Source organism: Plantibacter sp. AC185 (genome assembly GCF_979258065.1).
Window position 1 is genome coordinate 1,656,619 of the sequence record NZ_OZ409831.1, and the last position, 16,172, is coordinate 1,672,790.

General features: G+C 67.7%; 16 protein-coding genes. 4 read left to right on the plus strand and 12 right to left on the minus strand.

The features are described from left to right. Window positions 1–8: 8 nt before the first annotated feature. The 5 genes from ACZZZB_RS07840 to ACZZZB_RS07860 form a co-directional block, all read right to left on the minus strand. The gene (locus ACZZZB_RS07840) at window positions 9–2,495 is read right to left on the minus strand and encodes a glycoside hydrolase family 2 protein (RefSeq protein WP_463529361.1); all 2,487 of its coding nucleotides are present in this window, start codon (window positions 2,493–2,495) and stop codon (window positions 9–11) included. Further along, window positions 2,492–3,412: a carbohydrate ABC transporter permease gene (locus ACZZZB_RS07845; protein WP_236555343.1), complete on the minus strand. Its 921-nt coding sequence runs from the start codon at window positions 3,410–3,412 to the stop codon at window positions 2,492–2,494. Before ACZZZB_RS07845 ends, ACZZZB_RS07840 begins: the two co-directional genes overlap by 4 nt. After that, window positions 3,409–4,368, minus strand: a complete 960-nt coding sequence (locus ACZZZB_RS07850) for a carbohydrate ABC transporter permease (RefSeq protein ID WP_085512119.1) — start codon at window positions 4,366–4,368, stop codon at window positions 3,409–3,411. The genes ACZZZB_RS07845 and ACZZZB_RS07850 overlap by 4 nt, the downstream gene beginning before the upstream one ends. Window positions 4,369–4,450: 82 nt before the next feature. Further along, on the minus strand, window positions 4,451–5,749 hold the full coding sequence (locus ACZZZB_RS07855; RefSeq protein WP_192004317.1) for an ABC transporter substrate-binding protein: 1,299 nt from the start codon (window positions 5,747–5,749) through the stop codon (window positions 4,451–4,453). 154 nt (window positions 5,750–5,903) lie between these two features. After that, window positions 5,904–6,773, minus strand: a complete 870-nt coding sequence (locus ACZZZB_RS07860; protein ID WP_086472883.1) for a LacI family DNA-binding transcriptional regulator — start codon at window positions 6,771–6,773, stop codon at window positions 5,904–5,906. Window positions 6,774–6,865: 92 nt separating this feature from the next. Between ACZZZB_RS07860 and ACZZZB_RS07865 the strand changes: the two genes are divergently transcribed. Beyond that, a complete protein-coding gene (locus ACZZZB_RS07865; protein WP_463529362.1) occupies window positions 6,866–8,071 on the plus strand; it encodes an ROK family transcriptional regulator in 1,206 nt (401 codons plus the stop codon). A gap of 104 nt (window positions 8,072–8,175) precedes the next feature. Here the strand turns inward: ACZZZB_RS07865 and ACZZZB_RS07870 are convergent, their stop codons facing one another. Further along, entirely contained in the window at window positions 8,176–9,183 is a 1,008-nt protein-coding gene (locus tag ACZZZB_RS07870; RefSeq protein WP_206428294.1) for a glycosyl hydrolase, read from the minus strand. Window positions 9,184–9,429: 246 nt separating this feature from the next. Next, window positions 9,430–9,993 carry a TetR/AcrR family transcriptional regulator gene (locus ACZZZB_RS07875; protein WP_159877231.1) on the minus strand — a complete coding sequence of 188 codons (564 nt, stop codon included), beginning with the start codon at window positions 9,991–9,993 and terminating at the stop codon, window positions 9,430–9,432. 120 nt (window positions 9,994–10,113) lie between these two features. On the opposite strand from ACZZZB_RS07875, the gene ACZZZB_RS07880 reads away from it, so the two are divergent. After that, window positions 10,114–10,779 (plus strand): SDR family NAD(P)-dependent oxidoreductase, encoded by a 666-nt coding sequence (locus tag ACZZZB_RS07880; RefSeq protein ID WP_192004314.1) that lies wholly within the window; start codon window positions 10,114–10,116, stop codon window positions 10,777–10,779. Window positions 10,780–10,805: 26 nt separating this feature from the next. After that, a complete protein-coding gene (locus ACZZZB_RS07885; RefSeq protein WP_274499192.1) occupies window positions 10,806–11,438 on the plus strand; it encodes an NAD(P)-dependent oxidoreductase in 633 nt (210 codons plus the stop codon). A 79-nt stretch (window positions 11,439–11,517) separates the two neighbouring features. On the opposite strand, the gene ACZZZB_RS07890 is transcribed toward ACZZZB_RS07885, so the two are convergent. The 3 genes from ACZZZB_RS07890 to ACZZZB_RS07900 all read right to left on the minus strand — a co-directional run bounded on the left by ACZZZB_RS07890 (window position 11,518) and on the right by ACZZZB_RS07900 (window position 12,688). Beyond that, entirely contained in the window at window positions 11,518–11,871 is a 354-nt protein-coding gene (locus ACZZZB_RS07890) for a hypothetical protein (protein WP_463529363.1), read from the minus strand. 126 nt (window positions 11,872–11,997) lie between these two features. Next, window positions 11,998–12,294 carry a hypothetical protein gene (locus ACZZZB_RS07895; RefSeq protein ID WP_079704758.1) on the minus strand — a complete coding sequence of 99 codons (297 nt, stop codon included), beginning with the start codon at window positions 12,292–12,294 and terminating at the stop codon, window positions 11,998–12,000. A gap of 112 nt (window positions 12,295–12,406) precedes the next feature. Then, window positions 12,407–12,688 carry an ArsR/SmtB family transcription factor gene (locus ACZZZB_RS07900; RefSeq protein ID WP_079704757.1) on the minus strand — a complete coding sequence of 94 codons (282 nt, stop codon included), beginning with the start codon at window positions 12,686–12,688 and terminating at the stop codon, window positions 12,407–12,409. 107 nt (window positions 12,689–12,795) lie between these two features. Between ACZZZB_RS07900 and ACZZZB_RS07905 the strand changes: the two genes are divergently transcribed. Then, a complete protein-coding gene (locus ACZZZB_RS07905) occupies window positions 12,796–13,617 on the plus strand; it encodes a sulfite exporter TauE/SafE family protein (RefSeq protein WP_463529364.1) in 822 nt (273 codons plus the stop codon). On the opposite strand, the gene ACZZZB_RS07910 is transcribed toward ACZZZB_RS07905, so the two are convergent. Together ACZZZB_RS07910 and ACZZZB_RS07915 are read right to left on the minus strand one after the other, a co-directional pair. Continuing rightward, complete coding sequence (locus ACZZZB_RS07910) at window positions 13,612–14,616, minus strand: alpha/beta hydrolase (protein WP_463529365.1); 1,005 nt, start codon at window positions 14,614–14,616, stop codon at window positions 13,612–13,614. The genes ACZZZB_RS07905 and ACZZZB_RS07910 overlap by 6 nt on opposite strands. Continuing rightward, a complete protein-coding gene (locus ACZZZB_RS07915; protein ID WP_192004311.1) occupies window positions 14,609–16,078 on the minus strand; it encodes an MFS transporter in 1,470 nt (489 codons plus the stop codon). The genes ACZZZB_RS07910 and ACZZZB_RS07915 overlap by 8 nt, the downstream gene beginning before the upstream one ends. Window positions 16,079–16,172 lie beyond the last annotated feature (94 nt).

The following is a 16,172-nucleotide window of genomic DNA, read 5'->3' on the forward strand; positions in this document are numbered from 1 at the left end:
CGCCAGGGTCACCGTGCCCAGTCCTCGACCAGCTGGTTCGCGGTGCGCACGACCCGGGTCGACAGGAGCTCGTCCTCGCCGAGTTCCACCTCGGTCCGCACGTGGAACGTCACGCGCTCTTCCGGCAGGAGGGTCACGAGCTGGTCGTCGACGACGGCGGCCGGGTCCAGCTTGTCGACGAGCAGCGTGAGGTCGCGAAGGAACGACTCGGCCGTGATGGTCACGGCGTAACCGTCCTCCTGGCGGGCGACCTCGGCGCTGAACCGAGGGGCGGGGATCGTCGAATCACGTGCCTCGGCGAAGGACCAGAAGCCGCGTTCCGCCCCGACTGTGGCGACGAGCACTTCATCGGGTGCCGAGCCCGCGACCGCGACCGCTTCGGGGATCTCGACGAGCGTCGAGGAGCGTCGGTCCAGGTCGACCGGGACGCGCACCGAGGCGAGTTCGGTCCCGTCGAACCGGAGGCGCCGGATGACGAGGTCGTCCGCCCAGGCGTCCGGGCCGTCGTTGAGCACGGCGACCACGAGGGACTCCCCTCGCGGCTGCACGGTCACGAGCCGGTCGGCGTAGACGTGTCGCAAGGCGTAGAGCAGCGGCTTCGCGCGCTCGTCGCCGTCGACGGCCGCCCAGGACGTGACTGGCCAGCAGTCGTTCAGCTGCCAGACGATCGACCCCATGCAGCGTGGGCTCCACGACCGGAAGTGCTCGATCGCGACGGTCACGGCGTTGGCCTGGTTGAGCGACATCGCCCAGTGCCAGTCCTCGGTGTCGTCCGGCAGCGGCAGGTGCGCGACGAGTCCGTCGGTCAGTTTGTCGTTCCCGTCCGTCGCCTTCTGGTGGTGGATCATGCCGGGCGACTCCGGCGTGAGCGGGGAGTCCGAGATGGCTCGATCGATCGTCGACCACGTCGCCGGACCCTGCCAACCGAACTCGGCCACGAAGCGCGGCGAGACGTCGCGGTAGGCGGGGTAGTCGACGCGGTTCCACAGCTCCCAGAGGTGCACGGATCCGTGGTCCGGGTCGTTGGCCGGGATGTCCGGCGTTCCCGACCAGGGGCTGCCCGCGGTGTAGTTGCCGGCCGGGTCGAGCTCGGCGACGAGCCGCGGCAGCAGGTCGAGGTAGTAGCCCATGCCCCAGGTACGGCCCTGGACGCGCTTCTCCCAGCCCCACTCCTCGAAGCCCCAGATGTTCTCGTTGTTGCCGTTCCACAGCACGAGGCTCGCGTGTGGCATGATGCGCGTGATGTTGTCGCGTGCCTCAGCCTCGACCTCGCTCCACAGCGGCTCCTCCTCGGCATAGGCCGCGCAGGCGAAGAGGAAGTCCTGCCAGACCATGATCCCGCGCTCGTCGCAGAGCTCGTAGAAGTCGTCGGACTCGTAGTAGCCGCCGCCCCAGATACGGAGCAGGTTGAGGTTCGCGAACTCGGCCTGGTCCATCCGGCGCGCGAGCCGTGCGCGATCCACGCGGGTGACGAAGGCGTCGTCGGGGATCCAGTTGGCGCCTCGCACCCAGATGGCCTCGCCGTTCACGACGAAGCGGAACGAGGTGCCCTCCGCGTCGGGTTCGAGTTCGACCGCGACGGTCCGGAACCCGATACGCCTCGACCACTCGCCGAGGCGTGCCTCGTCCTGTCCGAGCACGACGTCGAGGTCGTACAGCGGCTGCTCGCCGTACCCGCGAGGCCACCACAGTTCGGCATCCGCGACGGTGAGCTCGACCACCGCGGTGTCGGCACCGGCCGCGAGGACGACATCAGTGCTCGCGTCGGCGACCGTCGCTGTGAGCGCGAGGGGCGCGTCACCGTCGCCGGCGCGTTCCACGTCGACGTGCACGGCCACCCGGCCCTCGCCGCCGTCGACGGTCACGACCGGACGCACCGAGGCGAGCCGGGCCGTCGACCATGACTGCAGACTCACGGGCTTCCAGAGTCCCGACGAGGCGGCGTCGAGTCCCCAGTCCCAGCCGAAGTTGCAGGCGGCCTTGCGGATGGCGTTGAACGGGTGGGAGTAGGTGTGGGGGCGGTAGCCGATCTCGAGGCTGGCCAGGTCGGCAGCCGCGACGGGCGAGGCGAAGTGCACGACCAGCTCGTTCTCACCCTCGCGCAGGACGGCACCGACGTCGATGCGGTAGGTGCGGTGCTGGTTCCGCGTGGTCGCGACGACCGAGCCGTTCACGGTCACCGTCGCCACGGTGTCGAGTCCCTCGAACACGAGGTCGTGCCGCTCGTGGCCGTCCGGCTCCCACGTGAAGGTGGTGCGGTACTCCCAGTCCGTCGATCCGATCCACGTCACGAGGTGCTCGTTGCGGTCGAGGAAGGGGTCGGGGATGAGCCCGGCGTCGAGGAGGTCCGTGTGCACGAGGCCGGGCACCGTCGCGGGCACGCTCGTCCCGACGAATGCCTCGGGGATCGCGCCACCGACCGCACGCAGACTCCACCCCTCGTGCACGAGGCGGGTGGTCAGGGGACGGACGGTGGCGGTGTCGATGATGCTCACTTGGTTGCTCCAGAGGTCAGGCCGTTGTAGATGTATCGCTGCAGGAAGAGGAAGGCGACGAGCGTCGGGATGATCACGAGGATCGTCCCGGCCGCGATGATCTGCCACTGGGCGCCGAACGGTCCCATGAACCGGAACAGCGAGGTGGAGATCACCCCCAGGTCCTGCGACGGCATGTACAGGAAGGGGATGTAGAACTCGTTGTAGATGGCGATGCCCTTGATGATGACCACCGTCGCGACAGCGGGCTTCAGTAGCGGGAGGATGATGCGCCAGTAGATCGTGAAGCGGTTCGCGCCGTCGAGCATCGCGGCCTCGTCGAGGGAGACGGGAATCGACTGCATGAACTGCAGGAAGATGTAGATCGCGACGATGTCGGTCCCCATGAAGAGCAGGATCGCGGCGCCACGGGTGTTGAACAGCTCGAGTGCGGACACCACCTGGAACGTGGCCACCTGGGTCGTGACCGACGGCACGAGCGTCGCCAGGAGGAACAGGCCCATGACGAGCTTCCGTCCGCGGAAGCGGAACCGGTCGAGTGCGTAGGCCGACATGGTGCCGATCAGGATGGTCCCGGCGACGGACACGAGCAGGATGATCGCGGTGTTGAGGAAGCCGGTGACCATGCCGCCCTGGTCGAAGGCGACGACGAAGTTGTCGAAGTTGAACCAGTTCGACGGCGGGGTGAGGGGACCGGTCGTCCGCTGTTCGCGGTCGGTCTTGAACGCGAGCATGAAGATCGTGGCCAGGGGGACCACCGCGAAGAGGCTCGCGATGATGAGCGAGGCGTACTTGATCGTCGTCGCGGTGAGGGCGGCGGCACCCTGTGGGCGCTTCGGCCCGCGCCGCGTCCGTCGCAGTGCGCGTCGGGGCTCGGGTGTGGCAGCGGAGACCGGTCGGTCGGCGGTGGCGGTCACGATTCGCCTCCCTTCTCGTCGGGGAAGACCCGGCGTTGGACGAAGGTGATGATCAGGACGATCAGCAGCAGGACGACGGCCATCGCGGACGCCAAACCCACCTTCGAGAACTTGAAGGCCGTGTTCACCGTCTGGATCACGAAGGTCTCGGAGCCGTTGGCACCGCCGGTCATGACGTACGGCATCTCGAAGGCGGACAGTGCTCCGGCGATGGCCAGGATGAACGAGAGGCCGAGGATGCGCCGGATGCTCGGCAGGATGATGAAGCGGAACTTGTGCCACGAGTTGGCGCCGTCGAGGTCCGCGGCCTCGTACTGCTCGGACGGGACCGACTGGATCGCACCGAGGAACAGGACGAAGTTGAGGCCCATGTACCGCCAGACGGACGTGGCGGCGAGGGAGGCGTTCACGAACGAGGGGTCGCCGAGCCACTGCGGGGTGTCCTGCACGCCGACCGCCGCGAGGAGGGCGTCGAGGGTGCCGCCTGGGCGGAGGAAGTAGAGGAAGACCAGCCCGATCGCGACCCCGTTGATGAGGTAGGGGAAGAAGATGACGCCCTTGAAGAGGTTCTTGAAGCGGGTGCGGAAGCTCAACAGCGTGGCGAGGTACAGCGCCAGGACGAGCTGGGCGACGGCCCCGACGAGGTAGTACAGGCTCACGAAGAAGACCTGGAAGATCTCCGGCTTCGTGAAGATCTGCACGAAGTTGTCGATGCCGACGAACTCCTGCTCGGGTTCGAGTCCGTCCCACGAGGTGAGGCTGTACCAGAACATGTTCGCGACCGGCACGTAGGTGAGCACGATCAGGAAGGCGAGCGGCACCACGAGGAAGAGCCAGGGGGTGACACGCGACCCGGTGGCCTTCGGGGGTCTGCCCGGGCGCAGGGTGCGCGGCGGGCGTGGATGGTTCGTCACCACCGCTCGGGTGGCGGGTGACGCTCCCTGGACTGTGACCATGCTGGTTGCCTTCTTCGCTGCGCGGGGTGGAGGACACCCGGGCCCGCCGTGGGGACGGGCCCGGGTGTCGATCGGATGGGTGCTACTCGGCGACGTCCGCGCGGGCGGCCGCCCAGCGCTCGTTGAGGTCGGCGAAGGCGCTCTCCTTGTCGCCGTCGGCTGCGCCGCGGGCGATGTCGATGAGCTTCTGGCGGTAGGTGTTGCCGAAGAGGTCGATCTCGGCGGCGTTGGCGATGTCGTTGATCACGGCCTCCTTGCCCACCGGGTCCGGAGCGAGCTCCAGGTAGGTGACGCCGAGATCGGAGAAGTCGGCCAGCGTGTCGGGCGCCGGGTCGCTGATGACGGGGCTGATGGCACCCTGGCTCGCGGCGAATCCGGACTCGTTCGTGAACCAGTCGATCCAGGCTTTCGCGGTCGCCTTGTTCTTCGAGTACTTGCTGACCGCCAGGAACTTGTCGGAGGCGGTGACGGAGGTGAACCCCTCGTCGGTCTTCCACGGCATCGGCCAGAAGCCGATCACGTCGCGGGACTCGCCGGCCTTCTCGGCGGCGTCCTGCATCTGCGAGACGGCCCAGGAGCCGAGCACCATCGAGCTGATCTCACCGGAGGCGAGGAGGTTCTTCGACTCCTCCCAGTTGGTGGTGGTGGGGTCCGGCTCGCTCAGGCCGGCGGCGACGGTGTCGAAGAGGAGACCGTCGATGTTGTACTGGTCGTTGCCCTCGGTCCAGGGGCTGTCGGTCGCGATCATCTCGGTGCGGACCTTCGGGCCCTGCACGGCTCCGAGGTTGCCCTCGAGCGTCGCGAGCGGCCAGCCGTCCTTGTAGTTCGTGTAGTACGGGATCGAGCCGTTCGCCTTGACCTTCTCGAGTGCGGCGAGGTACTCCTCCTCGGTGGCGGGCGGCTCGGTGATCCCGGCCTTGGTCCACACGTCGCGGTTGAAGACGTAGCCCATGGCGGAACCGAAGGTCGAGACGCCGTAGGCCGTGCCGTCGAAGGAGGCCTCGTTCGCGAAGCGGTAGGTCTTGGACTGCTCCTCGGTGCTGCCGAGCGGCTCGAAGAAGTTCGCGTACTGGTCCTTGGTGACGTTCGACGAGGGGATGAGGAGCACGTCGCCGTAGTCCTTCGAGTTGAGCCGGATCTTGGCATCGCCCTCGTAGTCGGTCAGAGCCTCGAACTTGACGGTGGTGCCGGGGTACTGCTTCTCGAACTCGGTCGCGTAGTCCTTGAAGGTGGTGTCGACGAGGTCGGTACGGTTCGTGAGGACGGTGATCTCGCCGCTCGGGTCGCCGTCGTCGTTGGCCGCTCCTCCGGAGCAGCCGCTGAGGACGAGTGCCGCGGCCGCAGCCGTTGCGGCGAGGCCGATGATCGGTCTCCGGGACATGGGAACTCCTTCGTTCATGAGGGCGAAGGGCCGGGTCGCCTCGTCGCTCGCTGTCCAGCATCGTCTGCCGCCCAGCACCCGTCAAGAGTAAACATTATTAATTTATATAACAAATCGATCACAGGAAATCCGCCCTCCGGTCACCTTCGAAGCCTCAGGCGACGGGGACGGGACCCGAGGTGGAGCGCTCGATGACCACGGCGTGCGGCGCTTCCCGTGTGGCACCTGGGCGACCCGCCAACAGCTCGAGCAGCTCCTCGCCCGCCATCTCGCCGATGCGTTGCACGTCGTGGCTGAGCGCCGACATCGGCGGGTCCGACAGCTGGCATTGCGCCGAATCGTCCCACGCCACGATCGACAGGTCGTCGGGCACCCGCAACCCGGCCTCCTGCACCGCCTGCAGCCCGCCGAGCGCCATCACGTCGCTGTCGAAGACGACCGCCGTCGGTCTGGGCTCTCGGGCGAGCAGCGTCTGCATGGCCTGGTAGCCGGACGTCCGCGAGTAATCGCCGCCGATCGAGACCGTGTCCACGTCGGGCAGGTCGGAGGCGAGGGTGAACGCCTCCATCCGGGACAGCGTGTGGGTGAGCTCGCGCGGACCCGTGACGTGCGCGAGACGCCGGTGCCCGAGCGAGACGAGGTGGTCGACGGCCTCGTGCATCGTGACCGCGTCGTTGGTCCAGACCGCCGGGAGCCCCTGAGCCGTCGTCGGAGCGCCGATCACGATCGCCGGGATCGCGGACCGCTCGACGAAGGCCACCCGCTCGTCGTCGTCGATGAGGTCCACGAGGATGACGGCGCTCACCGTTCCGTCCTGCTGCCAGCGCCCGAGCTGCAGCAGCTCCTCCTCCCGCGTCGGCAGCACGCGGAGCAACACGGACAGGCCGTGCGGGCGGACGACGCGATCGATGCCGGCGATGAGCTCGTGGTAGAACGGCTCCGCGCCGTAGATCTCCGAGGCCCGGAACAGCGTGAGGCCGATCGGCCGGGGCTGCGCGATAGTCTGTTCGGCATCGAGACCCATCGGGACGCGGCCTTTCGTGAGGAGTGGTCGTGTGGCCCTCACACTACGCGCTCGAAGATCGCCGGGAGGGACAGTTGGCCAGACGTGAGTCCGTGCAGTCGGGTCCCGGCAGCCAGGCGCTCATCGTCGACCTCATCCGCTCGGCCGGCACCATCAGCCGCACCGAGCTCACCGAGGCGACGGGTCTGACCCAGCCGTCGATCTCCAACATCGTCCGCCGCCTCATCGAGGACGGACTCGTCCGCGAGACCGGTCGGGCCGCGCCCCGCGGCGGCAAGCCGCGGACCCTCCTCGAGATCAACGCGAGCGCCAAGTACGCCGTCGGGATCCAGCTCGGATTCGAGTCGATCACGCTCGTCGCCACCGACGTCCGCGGCGGCGTCGTCGGCCGACAGCTCGTCGACGGCGCAGGCTCGGCCACGCCGGAGCAGGTGACCGACCGACTCGTCACGCTCTACCGCGACTTCGTCGCCGGCGTCGGGCTCGCGGCCCCGTCGATCGCGGGCGTCGCCGTCGTCGCCCCCGGCCCGATCGCCCAACTCGGCGGTGTCCTCCTCGGTCCGCCCACGCTCGTACGCTGGGACGACTTCCCCCTGCAGCAGGCGTTGCAGGAGAGCCTCGACGTTCCGGTGGTCGTCGACAACGACGCCGCCGCCGCCGCGGTCGGTGAGTTCTGGAGTCGCCAGGTGTCGCGCACGGAGTCCTTCGCATGCGTCTACATGGGCACCGGGATCGGCGCAGGAATGGTGCTGGGCGGTGCGCTCTATCGTGGTTCGAGCTCCAACGCCGGTGAGCTGGGTCACATCAGCATCGAGGTCGACGGCGTCCCCTGCCACTGCGGCAACCGCGGATGCCTGGAGCGCTACGCGGCACCGGCAGCCGTGATGGCGGCGGCTGAGGCCTCGCGGGATCGCCTCGACGGACTCGGGCTCGGCTTCGCACCGGAGACGCTCAGCCGCGACTTCGACCAGCTCGCCCGAGCCGCCGTCAGCGGCCATGACGTGGCGCTCGACCTGATCCAGAACTCGGCCGACCGGGTCGCCGCGGCCACGGTGACACTCGCGAACCTGCTCGACCTCGATCGGCTCGTCCTCGCCGGCCCTGGCATGGCGGTGGCCGGTTCGCTCTACGCCCGTGCGATCCGCGAACGTCTCGAGCAGCGGTTCTTCGCCCGGCGGGCCCACCCGATCGTGGTCGAGCTCTCCGCCAACCCGCGCGACGCGGCAGCGATCGGCGCCGCGTCGCTGGTCCTACAAGGCACGATCGCCCCGGGACACGGGCCGGCGCTCACACGCTGAGTCGCCGGTTCGACGACGGCCCAGCCTCCCAGCTCGTTCAGGAGGTCGCCCCGACGGCCGCGCCATCGTCGCGGGCGCGGACCGACGAGGTCACGGCATCCCGCCTACGGCAGGACCACTTCACCCTGATTGAACACCCGCGGATGGAAGTACGCGTTCTGGATCTCGGCATTGGAGTTGTTGCCACGCAGTTGCTCCGACCAGATCATGAAGTACGACCAACGCGTCTGCGACTGCAGGAGGTTCGCATCCGGCGCCTTCCCCAACTCCGCGATCGCGATCGGCTTCGTACCGGCGATCGTCTGCATCTGCTGGTAGTCGGCCGCGCTCGGATAGTTCTTGTACCAGACGTCGAGTGAGACCACGTCGACGTAGGAGTTCCCCGGGTAGTAGTTCGCCCACCCTCCCGCCGGGTTGTCCTGCACGTTCCACACCCAGATGAGGTTGTCGAGCCCCTGTGAGTCGAAGTAGTCACGCATCTGCTGGAAGATCTTCGCCCCGCCGTTCGCTCCCGATCGGCCGCCCCACCAGTTCCAGGTCTCGTTCATCTCATGGAAGGGCCGGAAGAGGACCGGGACTCCGGCGTCCTTGAGCTGCCGCAGATATGGGACGACCTCGGCCATCCGCTGCCGCCAGGTGGTGTTGAGAGCGGTGCCGCCCGTGACGATCTGCGTGAACTGCGCGTTGGTGATCTGCGTCTTGACACCGCCGTCGAACTCACAGGTCGAGGGGCCGGTCGGTGAGCATGCATGCCACGTCAACGCGACGAGCGAACCGTTCGCCCACTCGGTCTTCGCCTGATCGATCACTCGCTGACGGTTGGCCGCGTCCTGCGCTCGGAACATCAGGTCACCGCCCCAGAGACCGGGATACTGACCGGTGATGTCCTTCACTTGCTGGGTGTACTGGCCCGGCGCACTCGCGGGCTCCTTGTTGTGCTGGCCCGACACGACGTTCGAGCCGGTGATCGAACGGAGGTACTGGATCACCGACGCTTTCGTCTTGGCCGGGAACGCCTCAGCGGGTGCCGGTTGCCCGACCGCCGCTCCTGCCAAGCCGAGCACGAGCGCGGTGGCGAGCGCCAGTCGTCCGGCACGAACATGTGATTTCATCATCGTCTCCTCCCCGCGCTTCCTCGTTGAAGCGGCGGTCCCAACAGGCTCCCCTGTCTTCCTTCAGAGGTCAAGAACTTTCATGACTAATTAATCAAAGTCGTCATCAGGTCAGCACAACGATGACGAGGTCCACGAGCGCCCGCAGGCGGAGGTCGAGAGCTGAGGCCGCCACCCCGGCGCCCAGCTGCAGCCGCACGGACCCGTGAACGTCGCGCTGGTGACGGCGACCGTCAGCCGCCGGATCTACTCGATCCAGGCGGCAGCGACACCACGCTCGACGAGTCGTCGCCATCCGGAAGGCGCTCTCGGGTCGTGACTCGCCGTGCCCGCCATCCACAACACCGCCATGAGGTCTTCGGTCGTGAAGTCCTGGGAGAGGACACCGGCGGCGTGCGCATCCTCGATGAGTTCCGCCCCCAAGGCCGTTGACCGATCGCAGGCGTTGATGAGCGCCGTTGCGTCGGGGAACCGCCGGAGCATCGCGTCGTTGAGGGCCGGATCGCTGAGCTGCAGGTCGATCATGCAGGTGACGAACCTCTCCAGCCGCGCTCGCGGAGTCGGCTCCGCCATGGTCCATTCTTTGACCGCAAGGAGCTTCTCCCCCACGACCGCGGGGATGACGGCATCGATCAACTGATCGCGCGACCCCACTCGGTTGTAGAGCGTGCCGATGCTCACCCCGGCTGCTTTCGCGATGTCCTCCAACGGAGCGGACAGACCTCGATCCGAGAACACCGCCAGCGCCGCCGCGTGCAGTTTCTCGACGTTCGACTGAGCATCGCGACGCAGACTCCGTTCCGCGGTCATGCCGGCTCCTATGGATATTGAGGGTGGTCTCAAGTTATGCTCGAGCTTGTTTGAGGACACCCTCAACTTAGCTCAACGACGCAACGCCCCACGAACCCGTGGGATTCGAAAGGACACATCATGCCGCTCATCACCATCATCGGAGCCGGCCCAGGCCTCGGCCTCGAGATCGCCCGCGCCTTCGGACGCAGGGGCTTCGACGTCGCGCTGGTCGCACGAACGCAGTCCAAGCTCGACTCGCTCGCCCAGACCCTCGCGGGCGAAGGCATCACCGCTCACGGGTTCGCTGCCGATGTGAGCCAACCGGACACCGTCACCGCCGCCCTGCGTTCGATCACGGACACGCTCGGCCCGATCGACGTGCTCGAGTTCTCGCCCGCAGACCCGTCCCTCACGCCCGTCGACGTCCTCGAGGTGACGACGGAGAACCTGCAACCACAGATCGACTTCTATCTCGGGGGCGCGCTCGCCGCCGTCGGGGCAGTGCTGCCGGACATGATCGCAGCAGGCAAGGGGACCGTCCTCATCACGACCGGCGGCGGATCCATCAGCCCCATGCCCTTCCTCGGCAACGTGAACATCGCCGCAGCGGGACTTCGCAACTGGGCCCTCAACCTGCACAACGCACTGCAACCGAAGGGCGTCTACGTCGCACACCTGGGCATCACCGCACTCATCGGAGGCGGCCACCCCGACGCCGAGCCCGAGGTCATCGCGGAGGCCCTGGCGCAGTTGCACGACGAGCGTCAGCAGGCCGAGCTGCACTACGTCGCCTACAACGGCTGACCCGCAGGCTTCGCAAGGGAGACGTCATGAAGCTGATCATCTTCGGCGCCACCGGGCGCACCGGTATCCACCTGGTCGAACAGGCACTCGCCGCCGGGCATGACGTGGTGGCGTTCATCCGCAATCCGGCGAAGCTCGACCTGCGCCACGACCGACTACGGGTCGTGCAGGGCGAGCTGACCGACGCGGTCGCCGTTGAGGACGTCGTCCGCGGTGCCGACGCCGTCCTGGCCACCCTGACTCCACAGATCGTCGGCGGGTCCAAGGACATGCCCGTCGCAGCCGGAACGCGCAACATCGTGGCCGCGATGCGCACGCACGGGGTCCGCCGACTCGTCTTCAGTTGGGGGCCGAGCATTCTGATCCCCCGCAGCCCGCTGATGCGGGCATTGAGCAGAGCGAGCTACAGCCTGCTCAGGTTGGGGCCCGAGTCCACCGAGGTGGGCGAGGCCATTCGCGGCTCTGATCGCGACTGGACGACCGTGGTCGTCACGATGCCTCACGACAAGCCCGGAACGGGAACGGTCAGGGTGCGCACCGCGAGCGGATCCGGCGACCGGGTCCGTTTGCGCATCGCTCGCACCGACCTCGCCCGGTTCATGCTCGCCCAGGCCGATGACCTGCGATACGCCCAGCAGGAGCTCCGGATCAGCAACTGACAACGCTGCTCCATGCCCCGCCGTCGGCGATCCCGACATCGGGCCGTGGTGGCCCGGAGCGTGCGGGCCACCACGCCGCTCAGCGAGGCAGTGGTCGCAGCTGGTCCTCGGTCACGGGGAAGGACACCTCGTAGTAGAGCTGCGTGGCGGTCATGTCGCCCCAGTCATCCTTCTTCACCCGAATCCCGGCGATCGAGACCTCGGCGATACGAACCCGCAACCAGGAGCCGTCCTCCAGACGAAGCTCGTGCGGGTCGGCGAGATAGCCCATGCCGATCTCGTCGAGCACCTCCTCGGCATGGAACCAGTCCAGCGCATCGGTTCGCTGACGGCCCAGGAGATCGATGACGACGAACCCCTCACCGACAGGCTTCATCCACCCCAGTCGCTCCCGATCCTCCGAGCGCCGGTGTTCGATCCAGTCCGGTTCCATGCAGCGAGCGTAACGGCCATCCAGGAACAACGACTGACGGATGACTGACCGAACGCCAGCCCACCAACAGCACGAGGGGGCCGACTCGAGAGCCGGCCCCCTCGTGCGTCGTACGACGACGAGCGATCAGTGCTCGTCGTAGTGCTCGCCGTGCGCCGCGTGCTGGTGGCCGTCGTGAACGTAGTCGACGTGACCGTCGTGGTCGACGGCGTCGTGACCGCACGCCGCACCGTGCTCGTGGTCGGCGACGGTGTGCTCGGCGACGCTCTCGTGCTCGTCGTAGTGACCGTCGTGCAGAGCGTGGTGGTGCGTGCCGTGCACGTAGTCGGTGTGGTCGTCGTGCTGGACGGCTTCGTGGCCGCAGTCCGTTCCGTGCTCGTGCTCGGTGACGGAGTGCTCGGCGTGGATGTCAGTCGTGCTCATGATTGCCTTTCGGGGGAATGGATCGGGTGTCGCGACGGGCGGCGACGCGTCATCAGTACATCTCATTCATAAGCGAATTGCAATACATGCAGCTAATTGATAGTGGTTCTCGCTATCCCTCGAGTGCGTGCTGCACGGCGTCGTCGACGATGTGCGAGACGTGCACGTCAGCGACGTCGTAGTGCGCCTCTCGGCCGATCCGCTGCACCGAGACCAGGCCGGCTGATCGCAGCGTCCGCAGGTGCTGCGAGACCAACGGCTGCGACAACTGACTCTGCTCGGCGAGCTGACCGACCGTGGACGTGCCGGCGGCCAGGATGCGCAGCAACCGCAACCGCGAGGAGGAGGACAGGGCCTTGAACAACTCGGCAGCGGGTTCGAGATCCTCGTTCATCTATACATATAAGCAGATGTGAATGCATCAGGATCGCCTGAACCCTCGAAGACCCCGTTCGACGTCCGCCCGATGGATCATCACTCTGACGATTAGGCTGGGCGACTGTGCTCGATGGACCGCTGATCGCCGAATGGCTTCCCGTTTCGGTGGCCGCGCTCGTCCTCCTCCTCGTCGCGGCGGGAGTGGCCGGCTGGGTCGACGCGGTCGTCGGTGGCGGCGGACTGATCCAACTGCCCGCGCTCGTCATCGCCGTACCGAGCGATGTCGCGACCCCCTTCATCCTGGGTACGAACAAGCTGTCATCGTTCTTCGGCACCCTGTCGGCGAGCTGGGTGTACCTGCGCAAGATCAGGGTGCAGTTCGTGCTCCTGGTGCCCCTCGTCGCCGGCGCATACGCCGGGTCGACCGTCGGTGCCGCCCTCTCGCGGTACGTCCCTCGCGACGTGTTGACGCCCATCGTGCTCGTGGCCGTGATCGCTGTGGCGCTGTACACCCTCTTCAAGCCGACCATGGGCCTGCACCACGAACCCCGCCATGACCGCGCCACCGCCGTCGCCTGGCGGGCGGCGTTGATCGGGCTGCTGGTGGGCTTCTACGACGGCATCCTCGGACCGGGAACGGGTTCGTTCTTCGTCATCCTCATCGTCGGCGTGCTCGGGTACGGCTTCCTGCAAGCCAGCGTCAACGCGAAGATCGCCAACCTCACCACGAACCTCGCCGCTCTCGTCGTGTACGGGGTGCATGGCGAGGTCCTGCTCGCGCTCGGTCTCGCCATGGCCGTCATGAACATCACCGGAGGGTTCATCGGCGCCCGTATGGCGACGAAACACGGAAGCGGCTTCGTGCGGATCGTGTTCCTGGTGACCCTGTCCATCCTCATCGTGAAGCTGGCCTGGGACACCGTGGTGCAGTTCACCGGTTCATGATGCACCCGGCAGAGCGACCTCGCCGGCGGGTGTTCCGAGCAGTCGCCTCGTCCAGTCGGCCAGGGCCGCGATGGCGGCCCGCGAGATGGCGGCTCTCGGCACCATGCTCGTGAAGCCGTGGAACGCCCCCGGCCAGACGTGCAGTTCCGCGTCGCCACCCGCAGCCCACATCGCACTGGCAAAGGCGACCGTCTCGTCACGGAACACCTCGGCGCTGCCACAGTCGAGGTAGGTGCGCGGAAGCCCGGTGAGATCGGTCGCCCGCGCCGGCGCGGCGGAGATGGAAACGTCCTCACCGGCGCGACGGTGTCCGAGATAGGCCTCCCAGCCGAACCGGGTCATCTGCCGATCTGCGACCCCGACCCCGTCGATCTGCATCGTCGACACGGTGGCATCCCGATCGTCGAGCATCGGCGAGACGAGGATCTGCCCGAAGAGGGCCGGCCCACGGCGGTCCCGGGCGAGCAGGGCGGTGCCGGCCGCGAGCCCGCCGCCAGCGCTCTGCCCGGCGATCACGATGCGGTCCGGGTCGATACCGAGTTCATCCGCGTGCTCCGCGACCCAGACGAGTCCGGCGTAGCAGTCCTCGACCGGGTACGGGTCGGGGTACTCGGGGGTGAGGCGGTAGTCGACGCTGATGAGCACGACGTCGTGGTCGTTCAGGAGCCAGTCGTCGTAGGACTCGAGGTTGCCGAGGTGATGACCGAACATCATCCCTCCGCCATGGATCGTATAGACCGCCGTCGTCGCGCCGGAGCGCCCGATCCGCTGGACGACAGCGAGCGTGATCGGATCCCCGAGATGGCCGGGCACCGTGAGGGAGCGCCGCTCGAACCCGCGCGAGCGCAGCCGTTCGTCGAGGGCCTCCTCGGTCGTGTCGAGGCCGCGCATCCGCGGCAGCATCTCGGTCGTCAGCCTGAACGGCCCGCGCGCCTCGAGCGCGGCGAGGAAGGGGGTGAGTTCGGGATCGAACGGGGGACGGGGCATGAGGTCAGACATGGGATGGCTCCTGGGTTGCGGGCTGAGATGGGACGTGATGTGAACGGAGGACACCGACAGCCACGAGGGCTGCAGCGAGGACGGCGATGGTCGATCCCGCAATGAGGATCGCTTGCTGGAACGACGCGACGAGGGCCGGGGTGAAGTACTCGGTCGTGATGCCGCCGCCGACGACCGCAGCGAGGATCGTCCCGGTCGCGGCGATCCCGACAGCGGTGGCGATCTCGCTCGCGGTGTCGACCAGGGCCGCACCGATGGACGTGCGGTCCGCGGGAAGCCCGCGAAGGACGTTGTTGCCGGCGACGGCTCCGACCACCCGCATCCCGGCGGCGACGAGGATGAGTGCGACGAGCACCCACGGGTAGCCGAACCGGCTCAGCAGCGCGAACACGGCGAGCCCCGAGACGACCGCGGCGGCGCTCATCCATGCCGCACGATCGAGTCCCACGCGGTGCACGAACGGGCCGACGAAGCGACCGCTCGCCAAGAGCACCACGACCTGCGGGAGCATCGCGACAGCGGCCAAGGCCGGCGGCCACCCCCAGGCGAACTGCAGCTGCAGGGTCGCCAGGTACGACAAGCCGGCCATCGCCAGCCCGGCGGCGGCCTTGTACGCCAAGCCGGAGGCCACGAGCGGCTGAGCCACGAGACGAAGATCCAGCAACGGGTGGCGGGCGGTGCGCTCCCTGACGACGAAGCCGATCGCGGCGGTCACCGTTGCCGCAGCCGCGCCCCAGGCCGCAGGGACGTCGGTGCCGGCGACGAACAGGGTCGGGGTGAAGAGGACGCCGACGACGGTCGCGGTCCCGAGCGCAGCGCCGAGCACATCGATCCGGTCTCGGTGAAGGTGCGACCACTCGTCGGCACCGATCCCGGCGCGGATCCCGATCCAGGCGATCACCGCGATCGGGGCGTTGGCGACGATGAGCACCTGCCACGGCGCCACGGCGAGCACGAAGCCGCCGATCGTCGGCCCGGCGGCGAGGCCGACCAGCCCAGCGGTCGAGATGACCGTCAGCGCGCGGACACGCAGGTCGTCCCGGTCGAACAGGCGGAACGCCAAAGCCATCGATCCCGGAGTCGTCATCGCCGCGGCGACGCCCATCAGGGCGCGTACGGCGATCAACTGCTCCACCGAGCCCACGAACACGGTCAAGACGCTGACGACGGCGAGCAGCGTCAGACCGACGAGCATGACCCGACGCCGACCGAACCGGTCGGCGACCGCACCGAAGAGCAACATCAGTCCGCCGAACGTGACCGAGTACGCGCCCGACACCCACTGCAGTGACGCGGTTGAAGCGGTGAGGTCACGGCCGATGGTCGGGAGCGCGACGTTCAGGACGGAGTTGTCGAGCATCTCGAACAGGAACACGCCCGAGAGGCCGGCCAGCGCGACCCACGCGTCGCGGAGGCGTGGCGGCGAGTCTTCGACAGCCGTGGAGGTTGAGGGTTCGAGCATGGGCGCACTCCTTCGATGAAGAAGTGGCGACTCCCACGAGACGCTTGTGCGTTTCCGCCGGCCGAAGCACGACGGGATTTTTCCCTCTGCGACG

What these genes read in the sequence shown, in the direction of transcription:
- ACZZZB_RS07850 (WP_085512119.1), bottom strand. Translation starts at nt 4,368, where the DNA reads ATGGTCACAGTCCAGGGAGCGTCACCCGCCACCCGAGCGGTGGTGACG.
- ACZZZB_RS07870 (WP_206428294.1), bottom strand. Translation starts at nt 9,183, where the DNA reads ATGAAATCACATGTTCGTGCCGGACGACTGGCGCTCGCCACCGCGCTC.
- ACZZZB_RS07915 (WP_192004311.1), bottom strand. Translation starts at nt 16,078, where the DNA reads ATGCTCGAACCCTCAACCTCCACGGCTGTCGAAGACTCGCCGCCACGC.
- ACZZZB_RS07885 (WP_274499192.1), top strand. Translation starts at nt 10,806, where the DNA reads ATGAAGCTGATCATCTTCGGCGCCACCGGGCGCACCGGTATCCACCTG.
- ACZZZB_RS07880 (WP_192004314.1), top strand. Translation starts at nt 10,114, where the DNA reads ATGCCGCTCATCACCATCATCGGAGCCGGCCCAGGCCTCGGCCTCGAG.
- ACZZZB_RS07890 (WP_463529363.1), bottom strand. Translation starts at nt 11,871, where the DNA reads ATGGAACCGGACTGGATCGAACACCGGCGCTCGGAGGATCGGGAGCGA.
- ACZZZB_RS07895 (WP_079704758.1), bottom strand. Translation starts at nt 12,294, where the DNA reads ATGAGCACGACTGACATCCACGCCGAGCACTCCGTCACCGAGCACGAG.
- ACZZZB_RS07855 (WP_192004317.1), bottom strand. Translation starts at nt 5,749, where the DNA reads ATGTCCCGGAGACCGATCATCGGCCTCGCCGCAACGGCTGCGGCCGCG.
- ACZZZB_RS07875 (WP_159877231.1), bottom strand. Translation starts at nt 9,993, where the DNA reads ATGACCGCGGAACGGAGTCTGCGTCGCGATGCTCAGTCGAACGTCGAG.
- ACZZZB_RS07860 (WP_086472883.1), bottom strand. Translation starts at nt 6,773, where the DNA reads ATGGGTCTCGATGCCGAACAGACTATCGCGCAGCCCCGGCCGATCGGC.
- ACZZZB_RS07900 (WP_079704757.1), bottom strand. Translation starts at nt 12,688, where the DNA reads ATGAACGAGGATCTCGAACCCGCTGCCGAGTTGTTCAAGGCCCTGTCC.
- ACZZZB_RS07910 (WP_463529365.1), bottom strand. Translation starts at nt 14,616, where the DNA reads ATGTCTGACCTCATGCCCCGTCCCCCGTTCGATCCCGAACTCACCCCC.